Source organism: Massilia sp., from assembly GCF_032106685.1.
GTDB lineage: Bacteria > Pseudomonadota > Gammaproteobacteria > Burkholderiales > Burkholderiaceae_D > Telluria.
The window spans coordinates 1-17,656 of record NZ_DAMCPG010000028.1 but is presented as its reverse complement, the minus strand read 5'-3'; the positions used below and the strand labels follow the sequence as shown (position 1 = coordinate 17,656).

The window sequence follows — 17,656 nt, the reverse complement described above, 5'->3', positions numbered from 1 at the left end:
CCTTACCCCTACTGTTGGCGAGGATACACATGCGCGACGAACACCAATCGGCCCACCTGCAGCAGCTCGTAGCCAAGCTGCGCGACCGCACGGCGGTCATCGGCATCATCGGACTCGGTTATGTCGGTCTCCCCCTTACCCTGCGCTATGCGGCCGTCGGCTTCCGCGTGCTCGGGATCGACATCGATGCGGCCAAGGTCGAGAAGCTCAATCGCGGACAAAGCTATATCGAGCACATCCCGGCGGCCGAGATCGAGGCGGCGCGCGCCGCCGGCTTCAAGGCGACCACCGATTTCACCCGCGCCGGGGAGCCCGACGCACTGATCATCTGCGTGCCGACGCCGCTGAACGCCTACCGCGAACCCGACCTCTCCTTCGTGCTCGACACGACCGACGCCCTGCTCCCCTTCGTGCGCCCCGGCCAGCTCGTCTCGCTCGAAAGCACCACCTACCCCGGCACCACCGAGGAAGAGCTGCGCCCGCGCCTGGAGTCGCGCGGGCTCGTCGTCGGCGAGGACATCTTCCTCGTGTTCTCGCCCGAACGCGAAGACCCGGGCAACCCGCATTTCGAAACCCGCACCATCCCGAAGGTCTGCGGCGGCAGCACCGCCGCCTGCCTCGAGGCCGGCGTCGCCCTGTACGGCACGGCAATCGACCGCGTGGTGCCGGTCAGCTCGACCCGTGCGGCGGAACTGACCAAGCTGCTGGAGAACATCCACCGCGCGGTCAACATCGGCCTGGTCAACGAAATGAAGGTCATCGCCGACCGGATGGAAATCGACATCCACGAGGTGATCCGCGCCGCCGCCACCAAGCCCTTCGGCTTCACGCCCTACTACCCGGGGCCGGGCCTGGGCGGGCACTGCATCCCGATCGACCCCTTCTACCTCACCTGGAAGGCGCGCCAGTACGGCGTGCACACCCGCTTCATCGAACTGGCCGGCGAGATCAACAGCGACATGCCGCACTGGGTGATCGGTAAGGTAACCGATGCCCTGAACCAGCGCGGCCGTTCGGTGATGAGCAGCCGCGTGCTGGTGCTGGGCATCGCCTACAAGAAGGACGTCGAGGACATGCGCGAATCACCCTCCGTCGAGCTGATGGAAATCCTGCGCGACAAGGGCGCCCGCGTCGACTACTCCGATCCGCACGTGCCGGTCTTCCCGCGCATGCGCGAACACCGCTTCGAACTGTCGAGCGTGGCGCTGACGCCCGAATCGCTCGCGTCCTACGACCTGGTCCTGCTCGCCACCAGCCACACCGCGTTCGACTACGACATGATCCGACGCTACGCCAACCTGATCGTCGACACCCGCGGCGTCTACCTGGAACGCCTGCCCCACGTCGTCAAGGCCTGAGCCGTCATCGGAGAAGATCATGCGCAACTATCCCCCCGCCATCCTCGACCGCAAGATCCGCTTCGCCCTGGTGGGCTGCGGCCGCATCGCCAACAACCATTTCGGCGCCATCCGCGAGCACCGCGACCGCTGCGAGCTGGTCGGCGTCTGCGACATCGACCAGCGCGCGCTGGCCCAGGCCGCGGACAGGACCGGCGCCGAGGCCTACACCAGCCTCGACGCGATGCTCGACCGCTGCGACGCCGACGCCTTCATCGTCACCACCCCGTCCGGCCTGCATCCGGAGCAGGCGGTCCGGATCGCGAACGCCGGCCGCCACGTGATCACGGAAAAGCCGATGGCCACGCGCTGGGAAGACGGCAAGCGCATGGTCACCGCGGCCGACGCCGCCGGTGTGCGCCTGTTCGTCGTCAAGCAGAACCGCCGCAACGCCACCCTCCAGCTGCTCAAGAGCGCGGTCGAGAAAAAACGTTTCGGCCGCATCTACATGGTGAACCTGAACGTGTTCTGGACCCGTCCCGAGGAGTATTACAACAGCGCCAAGTGGCGCGGCACCTGGGAGTTCGACGGTGGCGCCTTCATGAACCAGGCCAGCCACTACGTCGACCTGATCGACTGGATCGTCGGCCCCGTCGAAAGCCTGCAAGCCTATACCGCCACGCTCGCGCGCAACATCGAGGTCGAAGACACCGGCGTCATCAGCCTGCGCTGGCGCAATGGCGCGCTCGGTTCCATGAACGTCACGATGCTCACCTATCCCCGCAACATGGAAGGCTCGATCACCATCCTTGGCGAGCACGGCACGGTGCGCATCGGCGGTGTCGCCGTCAACGAAGTGCAGCAATGGGAGTTCGCCCACCCCGATCCCGACGACGCCAAAGTCCAGGACGCGAGCTACCAGACCACGTCGGTCTACGGCTTCGGCCACCCGCTGTACTACGACAACGTCATCAAGGTCCTGCGCGGCGAGGCCGAACCCGAGACCGACGGACGCGAGGGACTCAAGTCGCTCGAGGTATTGGTGGCCGCCTACATGTCGGCGCGCGACGGCAGGCGCGTCGCCCTGCCGCTGGAGTACTGAGCATGGACCGGCATACGCCCCAATCGCAGGTCCACGCCAGCGCCATCGTCGACGATGGCGCCGTCCTCGGACCAGGCACCCGCGTCTGGCATTTCGCCCACGTCTGCGCCGGCGCGCGCATCGGCGCGGGCTGCGCGCTTGGCCAGAACGTCTTCGTCGGCAACGACGTGCGGATCGGCGACCGCGTCAAGATCCAGAACAACGTTTCCGTCTACGACGCCGTCACGCTCGAAGACGACGTGTTCTGCGGTCCCAGCATGGTCTTCACCAACGTCCACAATCCGCGCGCCGCGGTGGAGCGCAAGAGCGAATACCGGCGCACCCTGGTGCGGCGCGGCGCCACGCTCGGCGCCAACGCCACCATCGTCTGCGGCGTGACCGTCGGCGAATACGCCTTCATCGGCGCCGGCGCGGTCGTGACCCGCGACGTCCCGGCCTTCGCCCTGATGGCCGGCGTGCCGGCGCGCCAGATCGGCTGGATGAGCCGCCACGGCGAACGCCTGCCGCTGCGCATCGGCGGCCACGGCGAAGCACGCTGCCCGCACACGGACGACCTTTACCTGTTGCAGGACGGCGTCTGCATGCTGGTGCCGGGCGCCGGCGGTGGCGCCTCCCAACCCTGACCTACGGACACGACATGGAATTCATCGACCTCAAATCGCAATACGAAGCCTCGCGCGAACTGATCAACCATCGCATCCAGACCGTGCTCGATCACGGCCAATACATCATGGGCCCCGAGGTCGCCGAACTCGAGGCGCGCCTGGCCCAATATACCGGAGCCCGGCATTGCGTCACCGTCGCATCGGGCACCGAAGCACTGGTGATCTCGCTCATGGCGCTCGGCATCAAACCGGGCGACGAAGTCATCACCACCCCGTTTTCGTTCATCGCCACCGCCGAAGCCATCGTCCTGCTCGGCGCTACCCCGGTCTTCGTCGACATCGACCGGTCGACCTGCAACCTGGCGCCGAGCCTGATCGAGGAAAAGCTCACGCCGCGCACCCGCGCGATCATGCCGGTGTCGCTGTTCGGCCAGCCGGCGGACATGGACGAGATCAATGCGATCGCCACGCGCCATGGGCTGGCCGTGATCGAGGACGCGGCCCAGAGCTTCGGCGCCAGCTACCGCGGCAAGAAAAGCTGCAACCTGTCGACCATCGGCTGCACCAGTTTTTTCCCCAGCAAGCCGCTGGGCTGCTATGGCGACGGGGGAGCGATCTTCACCAGCGACGACCAGCTCGCCGGCGCCATGCGCGAGATCCGCGTTCACGGCCAGTCGCGCCGTTACGTCCATACCCGGATCGGCGTCGGCGGCCGCATGGACACGCTGCAATGCGCCATCGTGCTGGCCAAGCTGGAGCGTTTCGAATGGGAGCTGGAGCAGCGTACCAGGGCTGCGGCGCGCTACGACGCCATGCTGTCGGGACGCATCGGACTGGTCGGCCGCATGCCTGAGCGTACCAGTGTCTACGCCCAATACACGGCCGTCGTCGAGGAGCGCGAGCGGATCCAGGCTGCACTGCAGGCGGCCGGCATTCCCACCGCCGTGCATTACCCGGTGCCGATCCACATGCAGCCCGCCTATGCGCACCTGTCGTCGGACGACGCCTGTCCCGTCGCGCGCGAAATGGCGGCCAAGGTGATCAGCCTGCCCATGGGTCCCTACCTGTCGGCCGAGTCGGCCCACACGGTCGCAGCAACGCTGCTGAGTGCGGCCGGTGTGGCACTGCCAGGCGCCGACGGCGCCGCCGACGAGGCGGAGCCGCCACGCGACACCGCCGCAGCGCCCGTATTGCCGTAACCCTGGCGTCGTCGATAGCAGGCTCGCCCGTTGCCGATGGCAGCGGGCCGCAAAATTTATTGGCTTCTTACCAGGGAGCACACCATGTGCAGGATCGCTCATCTCACGTCTGCCCATCCGCGCAACGATCCCAGGATCTTCATCAAACAATGCCGCACGCTGGCGGCAAACGGGTATGACGTGACACTGGTGGTGGCGGACGGGAAAGGCGACGCCCGCATGGATGGGGTCGCGATCGCCGACGTCGGCCGCCTGCCCGGCCGGCTGCAGCGGATTCTCAAGACCACCCAGCGGGTGTTCGACAGGGCCCTCGCATTGGACGCGGACATCTACCATTTCCACGATCCCGAATTGATTCCCGCCGGGCTCAAGCTCAAACGCCGGGGCAAGACGGTCATCTTCGACTCGCACGAGGATGTGTCTCGCCAGCTGCAGGGCAAACCTTATCTGGGCCCGGTGGCGCGGCGGGTCTTGCCGGCGCTGTTCTCCGCCTACGAACGATTCGCCTGCTCGCGTTTCGACGGCATCGTCACGGCCACGCCTTTCATTCGCGACGCGTTTCTGAAAATTAATCCGGTCACGGTGGACATCAACAATTTCCCCATCATTGACGAGTTCGCCGGCGCCGAATCGTGGAGCATGAAGCGCAACGAGGTTTGCTACGTCGGTGCGATCAGTGGCATCCGCGGCATTCGCCAGCTGGTGGAAGCCGGCACCCTGCTGCGCTCGGGTGCGCGCCTGAATCTGGCCGGGCGCTTCTTCGACCCGGCGGCGGAAGCGGAAGTCAGGGCACATCCCGGCTGGCAGCATGTCAGCGACCTGGGATTCCTCGATCGTGCCGGCATACGCGATGTCATGTCGCGCTCGGTGGCCGGGATGGTGACCCTGCTCCCGCTGCCGAACCACATCGACTCCCTGCCGACCAAGATGTTCGAGTACATGTCATCGGGCATTCCCGTGATCGCCTCGGACTTTCCGCTGTGGCGCGACATCATCGAAGGGAACCGCTGCGGCATCTGCGTCGACCCGCTCGATCCGCACGCCATTGCCGCCGCAATCGACCATCTGGTCACCCACCCGCACATCGCAAGATCGATGGGCGAACGCGGCCGTCAAGCCGTACTCGAGAAATACAACTGGGGCATCGAGGCCGCCAGATTGACCGATTTCTATGGAGCTCGCGCACATGTTAAACAAGCTATCGCAACTTTTTGACCAGGTCACCACGATCGCCAGGCTGCCTGTGGTGCGGCTGCAGTTCCGTTCAGACCTGAATCCGGAAAACGTCGAGAAAAGCTACAAGTACTACACGAAACCACATCCCAAATACAAGATTTTTCCACATAAGTCGGTGGGTGCTGCACTGGTTGATTTGACCAAGTTCCGAGACCGCGAGGACTACCTGCAGCACATCAAGGGACGCAATTCGGCGGACCGCCACGCCCGGAAAGCCAAAGGCAAGGGATACACCGTCGTGGAAATCGACAGGAACGATTTCATCGACGACATCTATGAAATCAATAATTCGCTCGACGTCCGCCAGGGGCGGCCGATGGATCAGTCTTATCGCGAGAAAAAAACGAGCTACCAGTCCGAAGTCAATTTCAAGTACTACGGCGTACTCAATTCCGCGGGAAAACTCATGGCCTATGGGGAACTGGGTTTTTATGGCAACTTCGCTTCCTTCACCCGGGTCATCGGCGTCCGCAATAACGATGGCGTGATGCATCTGATGGTGACGGAAATAATTTGCCAACTGATCGAAGCGCGCAATTATCAATACCTGATGTACGACACGTATTTCGGCGCAAGTCCCGGCCTGAAGACGTTCAAGAAGATGCTGGGTTTTCAACCTTATCGTGCAAAGTACTCCCTACAATGACTACTGTACTCGGCCGCCTGTATTGCGACTACCTGATGCCCTCCCAATTGGCCTCGTACGAGGAAGTGGTGCGCACGGCGCACGAGGCCGGGTACACACAGACTTCCGTGCGCGGGTATTTCGATCTGGTGCGCGAGGGACGGCCAGTGCCCGACAAGGTCCTGGTGCATCGCCATGACATCGATACCGACCTGCGCACTACCCGCAAGATGTTCGAGATCGAGAAAAAGCACGGGATCAGGTCCAGCTTTTACTTCAGGCTGTCCACCCTCGACGTCAAGCTGATGCGCGAAATAGAAGAGTATGGAAGCGAAGCCAGCTATCACTATGAAGAGCTGGCGACCTACGCCAAGAAGAACAGGATCAAATGCCCGACGGCGCTGCGCGATCGGTTGCCGGAAATCCGCTCGCATTTCATCGCCAATTTCTTACGCATCGAGCAGGCGCTCGGCAGGAAAATGCGCACAGTGGCGAGTCACGGTGATTTTGTCAACCGGCGGCTGAAGGTGAATAACACCGAGATTCTCGAGGACCCGCAATTGCGCCAGGAGTGTGGAATAGCCTGCGAAGCATACGATCGCGCGCTGCTCGATCATATCGACATCTACATCGCCGACCGCCCCGCGCCGCAGTATTACCACCCGACCTCGCCGTTCGAGGCAATACGCGGTCATCGCAGGATTTGTCTGGTGACCCATCCGCGGCAAGTCGAAACCAACTGGAAAGAAAATACCAAAGACAACCTGTTCCGTTTTTATGAAGGCTTGGTCTGGTAACGCAGCGCGTTTGCCTGCGCCGAGCGAAGCAGCCGATAAATCCATGAATGCGAATAAAATTTCTACCCTGCCAGGCAGCTGTTCCCGGCTCATCGCCACCCCATTCGTCGTCGCTCCCCTCCCCGCGTGCGGGGGACACGCTGTCGCCACCGATCGGCATGCCCGCTTGCAGGTGCCCGACGTGTTCTTTTTTGCGCCCACTAAACGAAGACCGCGGCTCGCCCTGGGCATCGTGTGCACCGGTCTCTGCCTCCTGCTTGCGTCCTGCACCGATACGAAGCATCTGTATGTGGCAACGACGGGCTCGGACGCGAACTCCGGAACGCAAGCGGAGCCATTCCTGACGATCGCACACGCGGATTCGCGCGCGCGCGCAGGCTACACGATTCACGTCGCCCCCGGTACCTACAAGGTCGCCGCGCCATCGAAGCGTAGCGCCGGCATCCTTACCAGCAAGGACGGCACGCCAACCGAGCGCATCAAATTCGTTTCGGACGTCAAATGGGGCGCCAGGATCGTGTTCTCCGGAACCGGCATCGCTTGGCACTCGAAGGGCGCCTACGTCGACATCGACGGTTTCGACATCACCGGCACCGGTCGTATCGGCATTCTCGCCGAGGGCGGCAACGAGAAGATCACCAACAACTTCGTCCACGACCTGCAGGTCAGCGGCGGCTGCAATGGGGGTGGCGGCGCTGCCATCGATGTCTGGGGCCCGGGAGGCGGCGCCGTCATCGACTCCAATGTCGTCAGGAACATCGGCGTCCAATGGCTTGCTGCCCGCAGTTGCAACACCGTGCAGGGAATCTACGTCGCCAACCGGAACAACAGGGTGTCGAATAACGTCATTTCGGGCGTGGCCTCGGTGGGCATCAACAGTTGGCACGGCGCGACGGATTCCACGATCGTCAACAACACCATCTTTAATTCGAAGATGGGCATCGTCATCGGGCACGGCGACAGCGGTGCGACCGGGGCCGGCACCCGCAACAACTACGTTGCCAACAATATCGTGTACCGCAATGGCCACGGCATTACCGAAATGGGCAAGGTGGGCGGCAACAACCGCTATGCCGATAACCTGGTGCACTCCAACGACATCGATTGGCGCGTAAAAGGCGCTGTCAGCGGCACGATCTCCGCCGATCCACTCTTTGTGGATTACCGGGCCAACGGCACCGGCGATTATCGCCTCCAGCGCGCGTCGCCGGCCAACGGCAAAGGCGCCAGTGCGCATCTGTTACTGGCCGCTCCCCCAGGAACGAGCGACGGCGGGGCAGCACATCCACCTGCGTCCGAAAGCGAAGAAAGTCCGCGCATCGTCCCTGACAAGAATTGAGGTCGTACCGCTAGGCAATTCGAATGAACTTTATGCGAGTCCATAACCCTTGCCCCGAACGTCTGGAGCCAATCGAATGAATATCGTGCTGATCAATCATTATGCCGGCTCGCCTCGGCACGGCATGGCCTACCGGCCTTACTACCTGGCGCGCGAATGGGTACGTGCGGGACATCGCGTACACATCGTTGCCGCGGACCATTCGCATATCCGTGCGCGCCAACCCGAACTGGCCGGCGCGGCGCGCCTTGACGAAGACATCGACGGCATCGGGTATAGCTGGTACCGCACGCCGGCCTATTGCGGCAATGGCATTGGGCGCGTGAGGAACATGGCCGGCTTCGTCACCGCCTTGTATCGAGACAGCAAGCAGATTGCGCAGGCATACCAACCGGACGTCGTCATCGCCTCGAGTACTTACCCAATGGACATCTGGCCGGCGCACCGCATCGCCAGGTTGGCCAAGGCCAAACTGCTGTTCGAGGTGCACGATCTGTGGCCACTGTCGCCGATGGAACTCGGTGGAATGTCGAAATGGCATCCCTTCATCATGCTGGTGCAGCAGGCCGAGGATTACGCCTACCGCCATGCCGATCGCGTGGTCTCGATGCTTCCGAAAGTGCGTGAATACATGATGTCGCGCGGACTGGCGCCAGAAAAGCTGCATTTCGTGCCAAACGGGATCGACCCGGGCGAGTGGCTGGCAGATAGTCCGGAGCTGCCGGACGAGGTCGGCCAGCTTCTCGGCAGGCTCCGCGCACAAGGAAACGCCATCGTCGGCTATGCCGGCACCCATGGGGTGTCGAACGCGCTCGAGAACATGCTGGACGCCGCCAGATTGATGCAGGGCGAAAAGGTCGCGTTCGTGCTGGTAGGCGGCGGACCAGGCAAGGAAAGCCTGCAGCAGCGTGCATCGCGCGAAAAACTGGACAACATCCATTTTCTGGATCCGGTCAAGAAGAGCCAGATTCCGGCCTTGCTGAAGGGCTTCGACATCGCCTACATCGGTTGGCACCGACATCCGCTGTACCGTTTCGGCATCGCGCCGAACAAGCTGATGGATTACATGATGGCGGCCCGCCCAGTCCTGCATGCGGTCGCGGCCGGGAACGACCCGGTCCGCGAGGCCGGCTGCGGCCTGACCGTCGAGCCTGACGATCCGCAGGCGGCAGTTCAGGGCATCCGGGCTCTGCTGGCACTGTCTGCCGACGAGCGCCGTGCGATGGGAGAAAGAGGCAGGGCTTTCGTCCTCGAAAACCTTACCTACCCGGTGCTGGGTCAGCGATTTCTTGCCGCGTGCGCCTGACGACCACGCCGGTCGCCGCACGCCGTCGGTACGGCTTGCGCCGCGCTGCCAGGAACTGCCTGCCAGGCTTGTCTCGCTATCGGAGCGGCGCTATTTCGAAAGACCAGGCATCAAGAGGCTGAAGAATGATGAAACGCGTTTTCGACTTATTGTTGGGACTGGCGGCTTCGGTCGTTTTCATTGTTCCATTGCTGATCTTTGCATTGCTGGTCAAGCTGACCTCCCAGGGACCGGCTCTGTACTGGTCGCACCGGGTCGGCCGGAATAACGTGCTGTTCTCGATGCCGAAGCTGCGCACCATGCGCGTAGGAACGCAGGTCGTGGCGACCCACCTCCTGCGGGATCCCGATCAATACCTCACACCGATTGGCGGCTTCCTGCGCAAGTCGAGCCTGGACGAATTGCCACAGCTGTGGTGCATCCTGCGCGGCGACATGAGTGTTGTCGGGCCACGGCCGGCGCTGTTCAACCAGGAGAACCTGATCGAAATGCGCACCGAAAAAGGGGTTCATGTGATTCGTCCAGGCCTGACCGGCTGGGCACAGATCAACGGCCGCGACGAGCTACCTATACCGGAGAAGGTCGCACTGGATGCCTACTATCTGCGGCGCCAGTCGCTCGCCTTCGACATCAAGATCATTCTCCTCACCCTCATCAAGGTTCTGCGCCGCGATGGTATCACCCACTAAGAACCTGTCCCGGTAGGGAGGACGAACTCAATGACGACATGTGCGTAGGCGATGGCTGGCAAGCGCGCGCAAGGCGCGATGCCGCCGCCCTGGACAAGGCCGAAGCCGTTAAGCCCGTGCAGCGCGCCGCCTTGCGCCAGGGTAGGACATGGCCGGAGGCGTCGATTGCGCTGACGCGAAACGGCGAACTTCCATCGACAGCGCGCACGGAACCGACGGCTGATGCCATCAAAACAAGCGTGTGACGTTCTCCGCCAACAAGCTGACGCCTTTTCCCGGGGTTGCATCGCCTCGCCACAGGTTCGTACTGACTATGCGACGCCCCTGGAGGACCTTGTCAGGCGGACCGCAAGCGCCCCAGGCAGTGCGCCTTGCGCCAAGCCGCCATGGAGGATCATGAAGAACGACGCTGGCGCTACAACCGCAGGACAGCTCACCCTACCTTTTCAGTGGAACCTGAGCCTCGCAGATCAGTTTCCCCGTCCATTGGTAGGGCCGGTCCCGCCCAGACAAATAGAGCGCAACATCCACAAGCCGGTGGTTAATGGATGACGGTTTGAGAATGAAGAGCAGGACAAAGGCGCCAATGCAAAGTGGAATAGTCCACCATGATACGCGTGGTGCCGGCGACATCATGGCGATGCGTATATAGCCAAGGCTGATCAAGCTGCCCAAGATAAAGCTGGCAAACACTTCCGACGCTGTGTGATATTTGAAATGAACCAGCAGTACGGCAAGACTGGCGCTGACCCAGATTCCGAATAGCACACCTGCTCTGCGCCAGCTGGCCGGGGCGTTCTGTAACATGACAAAAAACAGGACAGGCATGACAGCCGTGGCGCACAGAGCATGGCCGCTAAGCGCCTTGAAACCGATCGATTCCATCCCGGCGTCCCACCCAAGAAACGCTATTTTTGACAGTGCCACCAGGCTTAAGCCCGCAACGAACATGAGGCACCAATACAGCGCCATCTTCCAGGCCCGGCCCATGACCAGCCATGCTGCGATCGCCGCGGCCAGAGGGAGCGCGACTGCCGTATGGCCAATATCGATCATTAGCTTCCAAAACATGGTAACGGTATCAACCTTTCAAAAAACCAACTGCAGCCAGTCGTCTGCCTGGAACCGACGGTGAACACCGTCCGGGCCCGTGCATCGCGACGCCAACCACCAAGATCCCGATCGCCCATTGCTTCAGGCAATGCACGATCATGCGCTTCCTAATCGCTAGCGAAAGCATGGCGTCCGCAAATCGATGAATCGCCAACAACCGCAAGTCTTGATCAGCCTGATTGCTGGCGGACGGCAGCCTGGCGCCTCACCTTGTCTTGCCCATACCGATACCTTGCAAAGGCGCCAAGTGCAGCGCCGAAACCCATGTCCGGGAAGGCCTTGGCCGTCAGTGCCCAAAAAATCGATATGCACACAAAGGAACAAGCGAGAACAAATTCACCAGACTTTTTCCGTGAGAAAAATCCGTCGGAAAATAAATACAATGCTGGCCAAACCAATAACGCAGCGAAGAAGACGAAACCGACCAATCCGAAGTCTACCCAGGCACACAATATGTTATGTGCATAATGACCATCGGCATAGCTGCCGAAATCACCGAACGCGGGATTCTCGGTAATCGTGCGCCAGGCTTCCCGGGAGAGCTGCTCTCTAGCCACGCCGGAGCTGGAATGGGACAAATCGAACAGCTGCAATATTCGGTTATCCGGCAACATGGCGATGATGGACTCCGCATTCAAGCCCAGCCAAGCCAACAGGAAAAGAACAAGGATTACCGAGTAAAACTTATTCCTCGCATAATAAAGCTCAATGATGGGAATTAAAAAAAGCACAGCCGAGAATTCGCTACGCGCGCCATTCAAGAACAGGCTGGCGATCGCCAGACCGTACAGCAGGACGCGCGCGCCGATGGATTTGATGATGCAAACCACGATCAGGAATCCATAAATGTAGGACCGAGCAAAACCTTGATAGGTTGCGAGGCTGTCGGGGTTCGTGGCCTCGTCCAGGGAGCGCAGGTAGAAAAAGCCGTCGATCGAAAAATAGAAGGTAATTGCCGACATCAAGAAAAGGGATGCCGTCGCCAGCAATCCGAACCGCCTGTCATTCAAATCCATCATCCTGAAAATGATGAACGTGTCGATACAAAAAACAAGGCTGAACACATACCGCTGCAAAATCATCCTGTTCGCGCCCGCGGCAAAATTTGCCGCGAGAACCAGGCTGTAGTAAGCGATAAACAGCACGAAATAGAAATCCGTGTTGGTAAAATACTTCTTGTCCTTTTTTACGGCAAGAAAGTAGAAACACATCAGGGGCGGCGTCAGCATGAGAGCAACGGGAGAGAAATAGCCTCCCAATATGGCAGGGATTAGCCCAAGCCCTAGTAAGGTATGGTAGAAAAAGAATCCAGGAAACAGTAGAAGAAACGCCAGATGAACGGTGATTTTGCCGTCTATGGCGGCCCAGGATCGGCTCAGACGGATATCTAGTGCATGCATGATGGGCCGCTGCGTGAACGAGTTTCTGTAGTGAACAATTGTCAATCGGTGGCTGTGTCGCGCACCCGCTCACGCGGCGACTCGGCGTTCTGAGCGAACCGGTGGGACATGTACAGATAAACGAAGTACAACAACGAATAACTGATCGTGTAGTTCCAGAGCACTTGCGTCAGGGAGTAAGGGGCAAGGAACACGGTGATCGTCGTAATAAACAAGGCAATCTGCCATACGAACTCTATCTTCTGTTTTCCCGCGACAAAAAACACGTAGCTGAGCGGGCTTGCTACGAAGTTAAGGAAATACAGTGGCGCCAGGATGCGTGCGAATTCTCCTGCCCCGCGCCACGGTTCGCCGAATACCCAGGCACAAAGATCCGGTGCAAAAGCAAAAATGAACGCTGCCGGGCCGCAGCCAAGCAGGACAAGGGCTTTGAACGTGCTGCGGTAGGCCTTCTTGCAGTTTCCTAAGGTCTGGAATTCGTGCACGGCCTGGCGCTTGAAGACTTCCAGCACCGACGCTGCGAGCAAGGAGATCGGTGCGGTCAATATTCGCTCGGTCAAGGCAAACAGGCCCGCGGCGACGAAGCCATACTTTGCGCCGATCACAAACAATGGAAACTTCCCTGCCGCCATATTCAACAAGCCCGCCGGTAAGGAGAAACGCCAGAACGATCGATGCTTCTCGAGATATTTGCGCTGGACGACACTGGGTGTCAACGCAATGCTTGGACGCGGCGGCGACAGGAGGATAATGGCCGCCGTCACCCCGACGGCCAGTCCGATAATCTGACCGGCCAACAAGGCTGTCCCGCCGACGCCGACGAACAACAAGACGAGCTGGCCCAGGGCGATCGCCCCCGCACCGAAGACTTTCACCAGGGCCGCCTTGCCGAACGCACGGTAGGAAGTCGCATAGGCGCTGGCTGTGTGGCTGTACGCGGTCAACCAGGTCCCGATGCCGATCGTCAGCAAGCCGAACCACGACATGTTCTGCGCTTGTGGCAAACCGCACAGTCGCGCGACAACCGCGCAGAGCGTCATGACAATCGCGAGCAGGGTCGAGAAATAGGCAACCACGCTGAAGCAGGTCTGCTGGGCGCTGGCCTCATGATCGAGGATCATTGCCGCCTCGAGCCGGAGGGTGGCAACGGTGGAGGCGATGGCGATAACGCCCAGCCAGATGCTGAACGCTCCCATGTCTGCCGGCGTCGCCAGGCGCGTGATGAGCGGAGCGATCAACAAGGGCAATGCTTGCGCCACGACGGTTCCCGTGAGAACCGTGGCGGCATGTTTCCAAAAAACAGGTAAGGATGCAAGCATAGACGCTTTTCACAGAATATTGAGCCAAGAAAATTGCTTCGGGATTTCCTGCAAAAAAGTTCTCCAATTTTTCGCAAGAAGAGTCAGCATCGGACAAGCCAATAAGATTGTCTTGTTTTTAAGGATTATTGGGTTGATGAGTATCAATGCTGACCTGCACTGATACATAGGATGAGTTTCTATACTTCATCTTTAACCAGGCGAGATAGGCTGTTCCCGATCGGGCGCGCTCGCTTGATAAATTGACGGTCATTCGCGGAAAAACGCCCATCGATTCGCGGACCGATTCCATCAAGTACGGCACGTCGGCCAAAATCATTCGTTAAAGAACAAATGCCGGAATGCCGAGAGAAAATATTGCTCCTGGGGTCCCAAAGCCGGGTATTCGATGGTTCAACCGCTGTGAATTCGTGACATCGAAAAAAACCGTTTGAGTAAATTCAAGGCGCCAGCGCGCCAGATCGTTATTGTCGAACTATCACAACGGCATGGCTCCGCAGGAGTCAACTGGCATCCCGTGGAAATTATTTTGCTCAATCACCGCCCTGCTCTTCTGGCCCATGGCGGATTTCACCCTGCACCGCCGCTGCGCTAACCCAGCCATTGTGATCGGCATGGCGGCGTTGAACTATCCAAGGCGTCCTCATTCCACAACGCATGGCGTGGCGCCTGATTAGCCGTACATCGATTCCAGTTGCATCAGGCGACGTTTTCGTGGCGATGTGCACCCCGCTATTCGCAATTCGACCTTCCGCCGCCGGCCCTCTGGTACACCGGTAACGAAGTACGATTAACACAAATGAGGATCACTATGCGCAGCAAGAAAATGCCGAGGCTATTCTTCCAGCCACAGAGCCCGCTCGGCGACGATTACTGGCATTCGATTTGGATTTCGCTGCTGCGCGGCCTTGCCGCTTTCGTCGTCGCCGCCGCGCACTTGCGCTCCGAGATGTATCCCGGCTTGCGCACGATTGCCGACCCATCGCTGTGGTTTCAGGGTTTTGCATTCCTGACCGGATTTGCGCACCAGGCGGTGCTGGTATTTTTCATCATCAGCGGCTGGCTGGTAGGCGGCAGCTTGCTGAACAAGATGGACCAGCCCGGCGCCATGCGCAACTATGCGGTCGACCGCGTAACGCGGCTGTGGACCGTGCTGATCCCTACTTTCGGGCTGACGTTGCTGTTCGGTGTGAGCACGGGTGCGCTGCTGCCGGGCGCGCTCGATTTCTCGAGCGCCAACGAGTTCTCCGTATTGTCCTTCGCCGGTAACCTGTTCGGCCTGCAGGACGTTGTCCTCGCCGAATTCGGCGGCAACTACGCCCTCTGGAGCCTCGCCAACGAGACCTGGTATTACGTTCTGTTTCCCTTGCTGGTGCTGCTATTTACCGCGCGCCGCCCCGGTTCGCGCATTGCCAGCGGGACCGGCCTCGCGCTGGCGGCGGTCCTGCTGCCCGTCGAGATCATTCTGTACTTCGCGATCTGGCTGCTCGGCGTCGGGTTCTCGCGCCTGCGGATCGAATGCGGTATCGGCGCCCGTTGCGCCTGGCTGTTGCCGCTCCTGGCCGCCGCCGCCTACTTCCGCCTGACGGGAGACAATGACAAGTTCGACCAGACCACGCTCGGAATGGACCTCTTTCTCAGCGTGATGTTTTTGGTGCTCTTGTCCAGCCTGCAGTTCAAGGCGGCGCCGACATCGAAACTGGCACGGCCGCTGGCTCGCGTCGGCGGCTTCTTCGCCGATTTCTCTTTCAGCCTGTATGTCTTGCATCTTCCCTTGATCTTCCTGCTGAAGCACGTGGCCCTTACCCAGTTCGACCTGTACCAGTTATCCCCGAGCGAGCCGCTGCACTTTGTCGTGTACCTGGGAATGCTGGGCACCTTGCTGCTCGGATCCTATCTGTCCTATCTACTGTTTGAAAAGCACACCTACCGCATCCGCCGCATGCTGAAAGACTTGCTTGCCCGGCGCGTGATGGCGCCGTCCGCCGCTACACCCGCTCCCGCCAAGCGCTAGCCGGCGCTGTCTCGCGCCCCTGCTCGAGGCGAGGAATGCTTCGATGGCGGGTGCGAGACGAGGCGTGGAGCCCACTATTCATCGTGATAGGAACGTTATGAGAACAATCGCAGTCATCGGGGCGACAGGCGAAGTCGGGTTCAGGCTGATACCAGCCCTGCATTCGTCATACAGGATCGTTGCCGTCGTTCGCAATCGGGAGAAGCGGAATTTCAGCCGCTACCCGGGCGTGAAAGTGCGGGAGGTCGATGATGTGGCGAATGTCGGCAGTCTTGCGCGCGCGCTCGACGGCTGCGAAGCAATCATCAATACAGGCTATATCTGGTTTGCCGAACACATTCATCAGGCTGTCATGCAGAGCCAGGCGCCGATCCGCCATATCGTATTGACCGGGTCGACCGGGATTTTCACGCGCCTGCCTTCGCAGAGCGCAGAGCGCAAGCGCTTGGCCGAACAGTTCATTCAGGAGCAGTTCCGCTGCCCCTGGACGATTATTCGACCAACGATGATCTACGGTCATAAAGATGACCGGAATATCTCGAGGCTCGTCAGCGCCGTGGCCCGCTATCCCATCATGCCCTTGATCGGCAAGGGGAACAGCCTGATCCAACCCGTGCTGATTCATGACCTGGTCAAGGCCTACGGAATGGCCTTATTCAATTCGAAGTACTACAACAAGTCTTACAACATCGGTGGCAGCAAGGCATATTCGAATCGACAGCTGATCGCTTGTGCCGCGTCCAGCCTGGGGCGGCGCGCAAGGCTGGTACCGCTTCCCGTCACGCTCGTTCGCCGTGGCGTTGCCTTATTGTCGATGATGGGAGTCAGCCCGATCTCCACGGAACAGGTGGAGCGCTTTCAGGAGAACAAGGATATCGACCTGAGCAGCTTCATCGCGGACTTCGACTACGTTCCGCGCGACTTCGAGCAAGGAATACACTTGCTGATCCGCGACATGAAAGAGCACGGGCGGCTACGTTGAACAAAGGCCACATTCATACTCGCGGGCCTGGTCGCCAGTGCTCGCAGGCTCGCCGCGGCCTGCATTCCGCCGCCAGTCCATGGCCCGCACTGTCCAGCAGCCGGCGCTGTCAGGCCCGGTCTTTCATCACGCGCTTGCCGGCGCAGATGCTGCGCGGCTGCCTTGAGCGGGTTGAGCAAACTTCGTCAACCACACGTTCCCTGCACTCTGGATGCAAGAAGAAGAGGCATGCCCCGTAAGCCGATCGGATTGATCGGGACCAACATTCCTGAACGGCCAGATAACGCCGGCCATCACTGATGCCCCTAATGGATGTCTGGCTTGCGCTATAGCATTGGCTTGGTGCTCGCCCTTCCCTTTTCCCGCTTCAGCAAAGTCGCCATGCCGAGCAGGTAACACACTGCATTGGCAGACAACTCATCCGTATGTACGGGTTGATAATGCGCGGAAATTTTTCCTCAAAACTGTTGAACTAAGGAAGTTTCCACCCCTCAAAGCTTACTCTTTCACGCTATTAGCAAGGGTAAGTTTTGATGACATTCGCTTCTGTTGCAACCGCTCGTATCAACCACGTCCTGGCCGCCAGCATCATG

At 60.3% G+C, this 17,656-nt stretch carries 15 protein-coding genes; 12 read left to right on the top strand and 3 right to left on the bottom strand.

Translation table 11 applies throughout. The features are described 5' to 3' along the window. Positions 1-29: 29 nt before the first annotated feature. From RT688_RS15470 to RT688_RS15425, 10 genes are all read left to right on the top strand, one after another. Positions 30-1,358 carry a nucleotide sugar dehydrogenase gene (locus RT688_RS15470; protein ID WP_313705742.1) on the top strand — a complete coding sequence of 443 codons (1,329 nt, stop codon included), beginning with the start codon at positions 30-32 and terminating at the stop codon, positions 1,356-1,358. Positions 1,359-1,377: 19 nt separating this feature from the next. After that, positions 1,378-2,439: a Gfo/Idh/MocA family oxidoreductase gene (locus tag RT688_RS15465; protein ID WP_313705741.1), complete on the top strand. Its 1,062-nt coding sequence runs from the start codon at positions 1,378-1,380 to the stop codon at positions 2,437-2,439. Positions 2,440-2,441: 2 nt separating this feature from the next. Further along, complete coding sequence (locus RT688_RS15460) at positions 2,442-3,062, top strand: acyltransferase (protein ID WP_313705740.1); 621 nt, start codon at positions 2,442-2,444, stop codon at positions 3,060-3,062. Between the two features lie 14 nt (positions 3,063-3,076). After that, positions 3,077-4,243 (top strand): DegT/DnrJ/EryC1/StrS family aminotransferase, encoded by a 1,167-nt coding sequence (locus RT688_RS15455; RefSeq protein WP_313705739.1) that lies wholly within the window; start codon positions 3,077-3,079, stop codon positions 4,241-4,243. Positions 4,244-4,327: 84 nt separating this feature from the next. Further along, positions 4,328-5,458, top strand: a complete 1,131-nt coding sequence (locus tag RT688_RS15450; protein WP_313705738.1) for a glycosyltransferase — start codon at positions 4,328-4,330, stop codon at positions 5,456-5,458. After that, entirely contained in the window at positions 5,430-6,125 is a 696-nt protein-coding gene (locus RT688_RS15445) for a hypothetical protein (protein WP_313705737.1), read from the top strand. The genes RT688_RS15450 and RT688_RS15445 overlap by 29 nt, the downstream gene beginning before the upstream one ends. Further along, complete coding sequence (locus RT688_RS15440) at positions 6,122-6,901, top strand: hypothetical protein (protein WP_313705736.1); 780 nt, start codon at positions 6,122-6,124, stop codon at positions 6,899-6,901. Before RT688_RS15445 ends, RT688_RS15440 begins: the two co-directional genes overlap by 4 nt. A 43-nt stretch (positions 6,902-6,944) precedes the next feature. Continuing rightward, entirely contained in the window at positions 6,945-8,240 is a 1,296-nt protein-coding gene (locus tag RT688_RS15435; protein ID WP_313705735.1) for a DUF1565 domain-containing protein, read from the top strand. Between the two features lie 76 nt (positions 8,241-8,316). After that, a complete protein-coding gene (locus RT688_RS15430; protein WP_313705734.1) occupies positions 8,317-9,546 on the top strand; it encodes a glycosyltransferase family 4 protein in 1,230 nt (409 codons plus the stop codon). 128 nt (positions 9,547-9,674) lie between these two features. Further along, on the top strand, positions 9,675-10,235 hold the full coding sequence (locus RT688_RS15425) for a sugar transferase (protein WP_313705784.1): 561 nt from the start codon (positions 9,675-9,677) through the stop codon (positions 10,233-10,235). Between the two features lie 438 nt (positions 10,236-10,673). Here the strand turns inward: RT688_RS15425 and RT688_RS15420 are convergent, their stop codons facing one another. The 3 genes from RT688_RS15420 to RT688_RS15410 all read right to left on the bottom strand — a co-directional run bounded on the left by RT688_RS15420 (position 10,674) and on the right by RT688_RS15410 (position 14,067). Then, on the bottom strand, positions 10,674-11,291 hold the full coding sequence (locus tag RT688_RS15420; protein WP_313705733.1) for a membrane-associated phospholipid phosphatase: 618 nt from the start codon (positions 11,289-11,291) through the stop codon (positions 10,674-10,676). A gap of 227 nt (positions 11,292-11,518) precedes the next feature. Beyond that, positions 11,519-12,748: a hypothetical protein gene (locus tag RT688_RS15415; protein WP_313705732.1), complete on the bottom strand. Its 1,230-nt coding sequence runs from the start codon at positions 12,746-12,748 to the stop codon at positions 11,519-11,521. 41 nt (positions 12,749-12,789) lie between these two features. After that, positions 12,790-14,067: an oligosaccharide flippase family protein gene (locus RT688_RS15410; protein ID WP_313705731.1), complete on the bottom strand. Its 1,278-nt coding sequence runs from the start codon at positions 14,065-14,067 to the stop codon at positions 12,790-12,792. An 811-nt stretch (positions 14,068-14,878) separates the two neighbouring features. Between RT688_RS15410 and RT688_RS15405 the strand changes: the two genes are divergently transcribed. Then, on the top strand, positions 14,879-16,081 hold the full coding sequence (locus RT688_RS15405; RefSeq protein ID WP_313705730.1) for an acyltransferase family protein: 1,203 nt from the start codon (positions 14,879-14,881) through the stop codon (positions 16,079-16,081). 97 nt (positions 16,082-16,178) lie between these two features. Beyond that, positions 16,179-17,063: an NAD(P)H-binding protein gene (locus RT688_RS15400; RefSeq protein ID WP_313705729.1), complete on the top strand. Its 885-nt coding sequence runs from the start codon at positions 16,179-16,181 to the stop codon at positions 17,061-17,063. Positions 17,064-17,656: the final 593 nt, after the last annotated feature.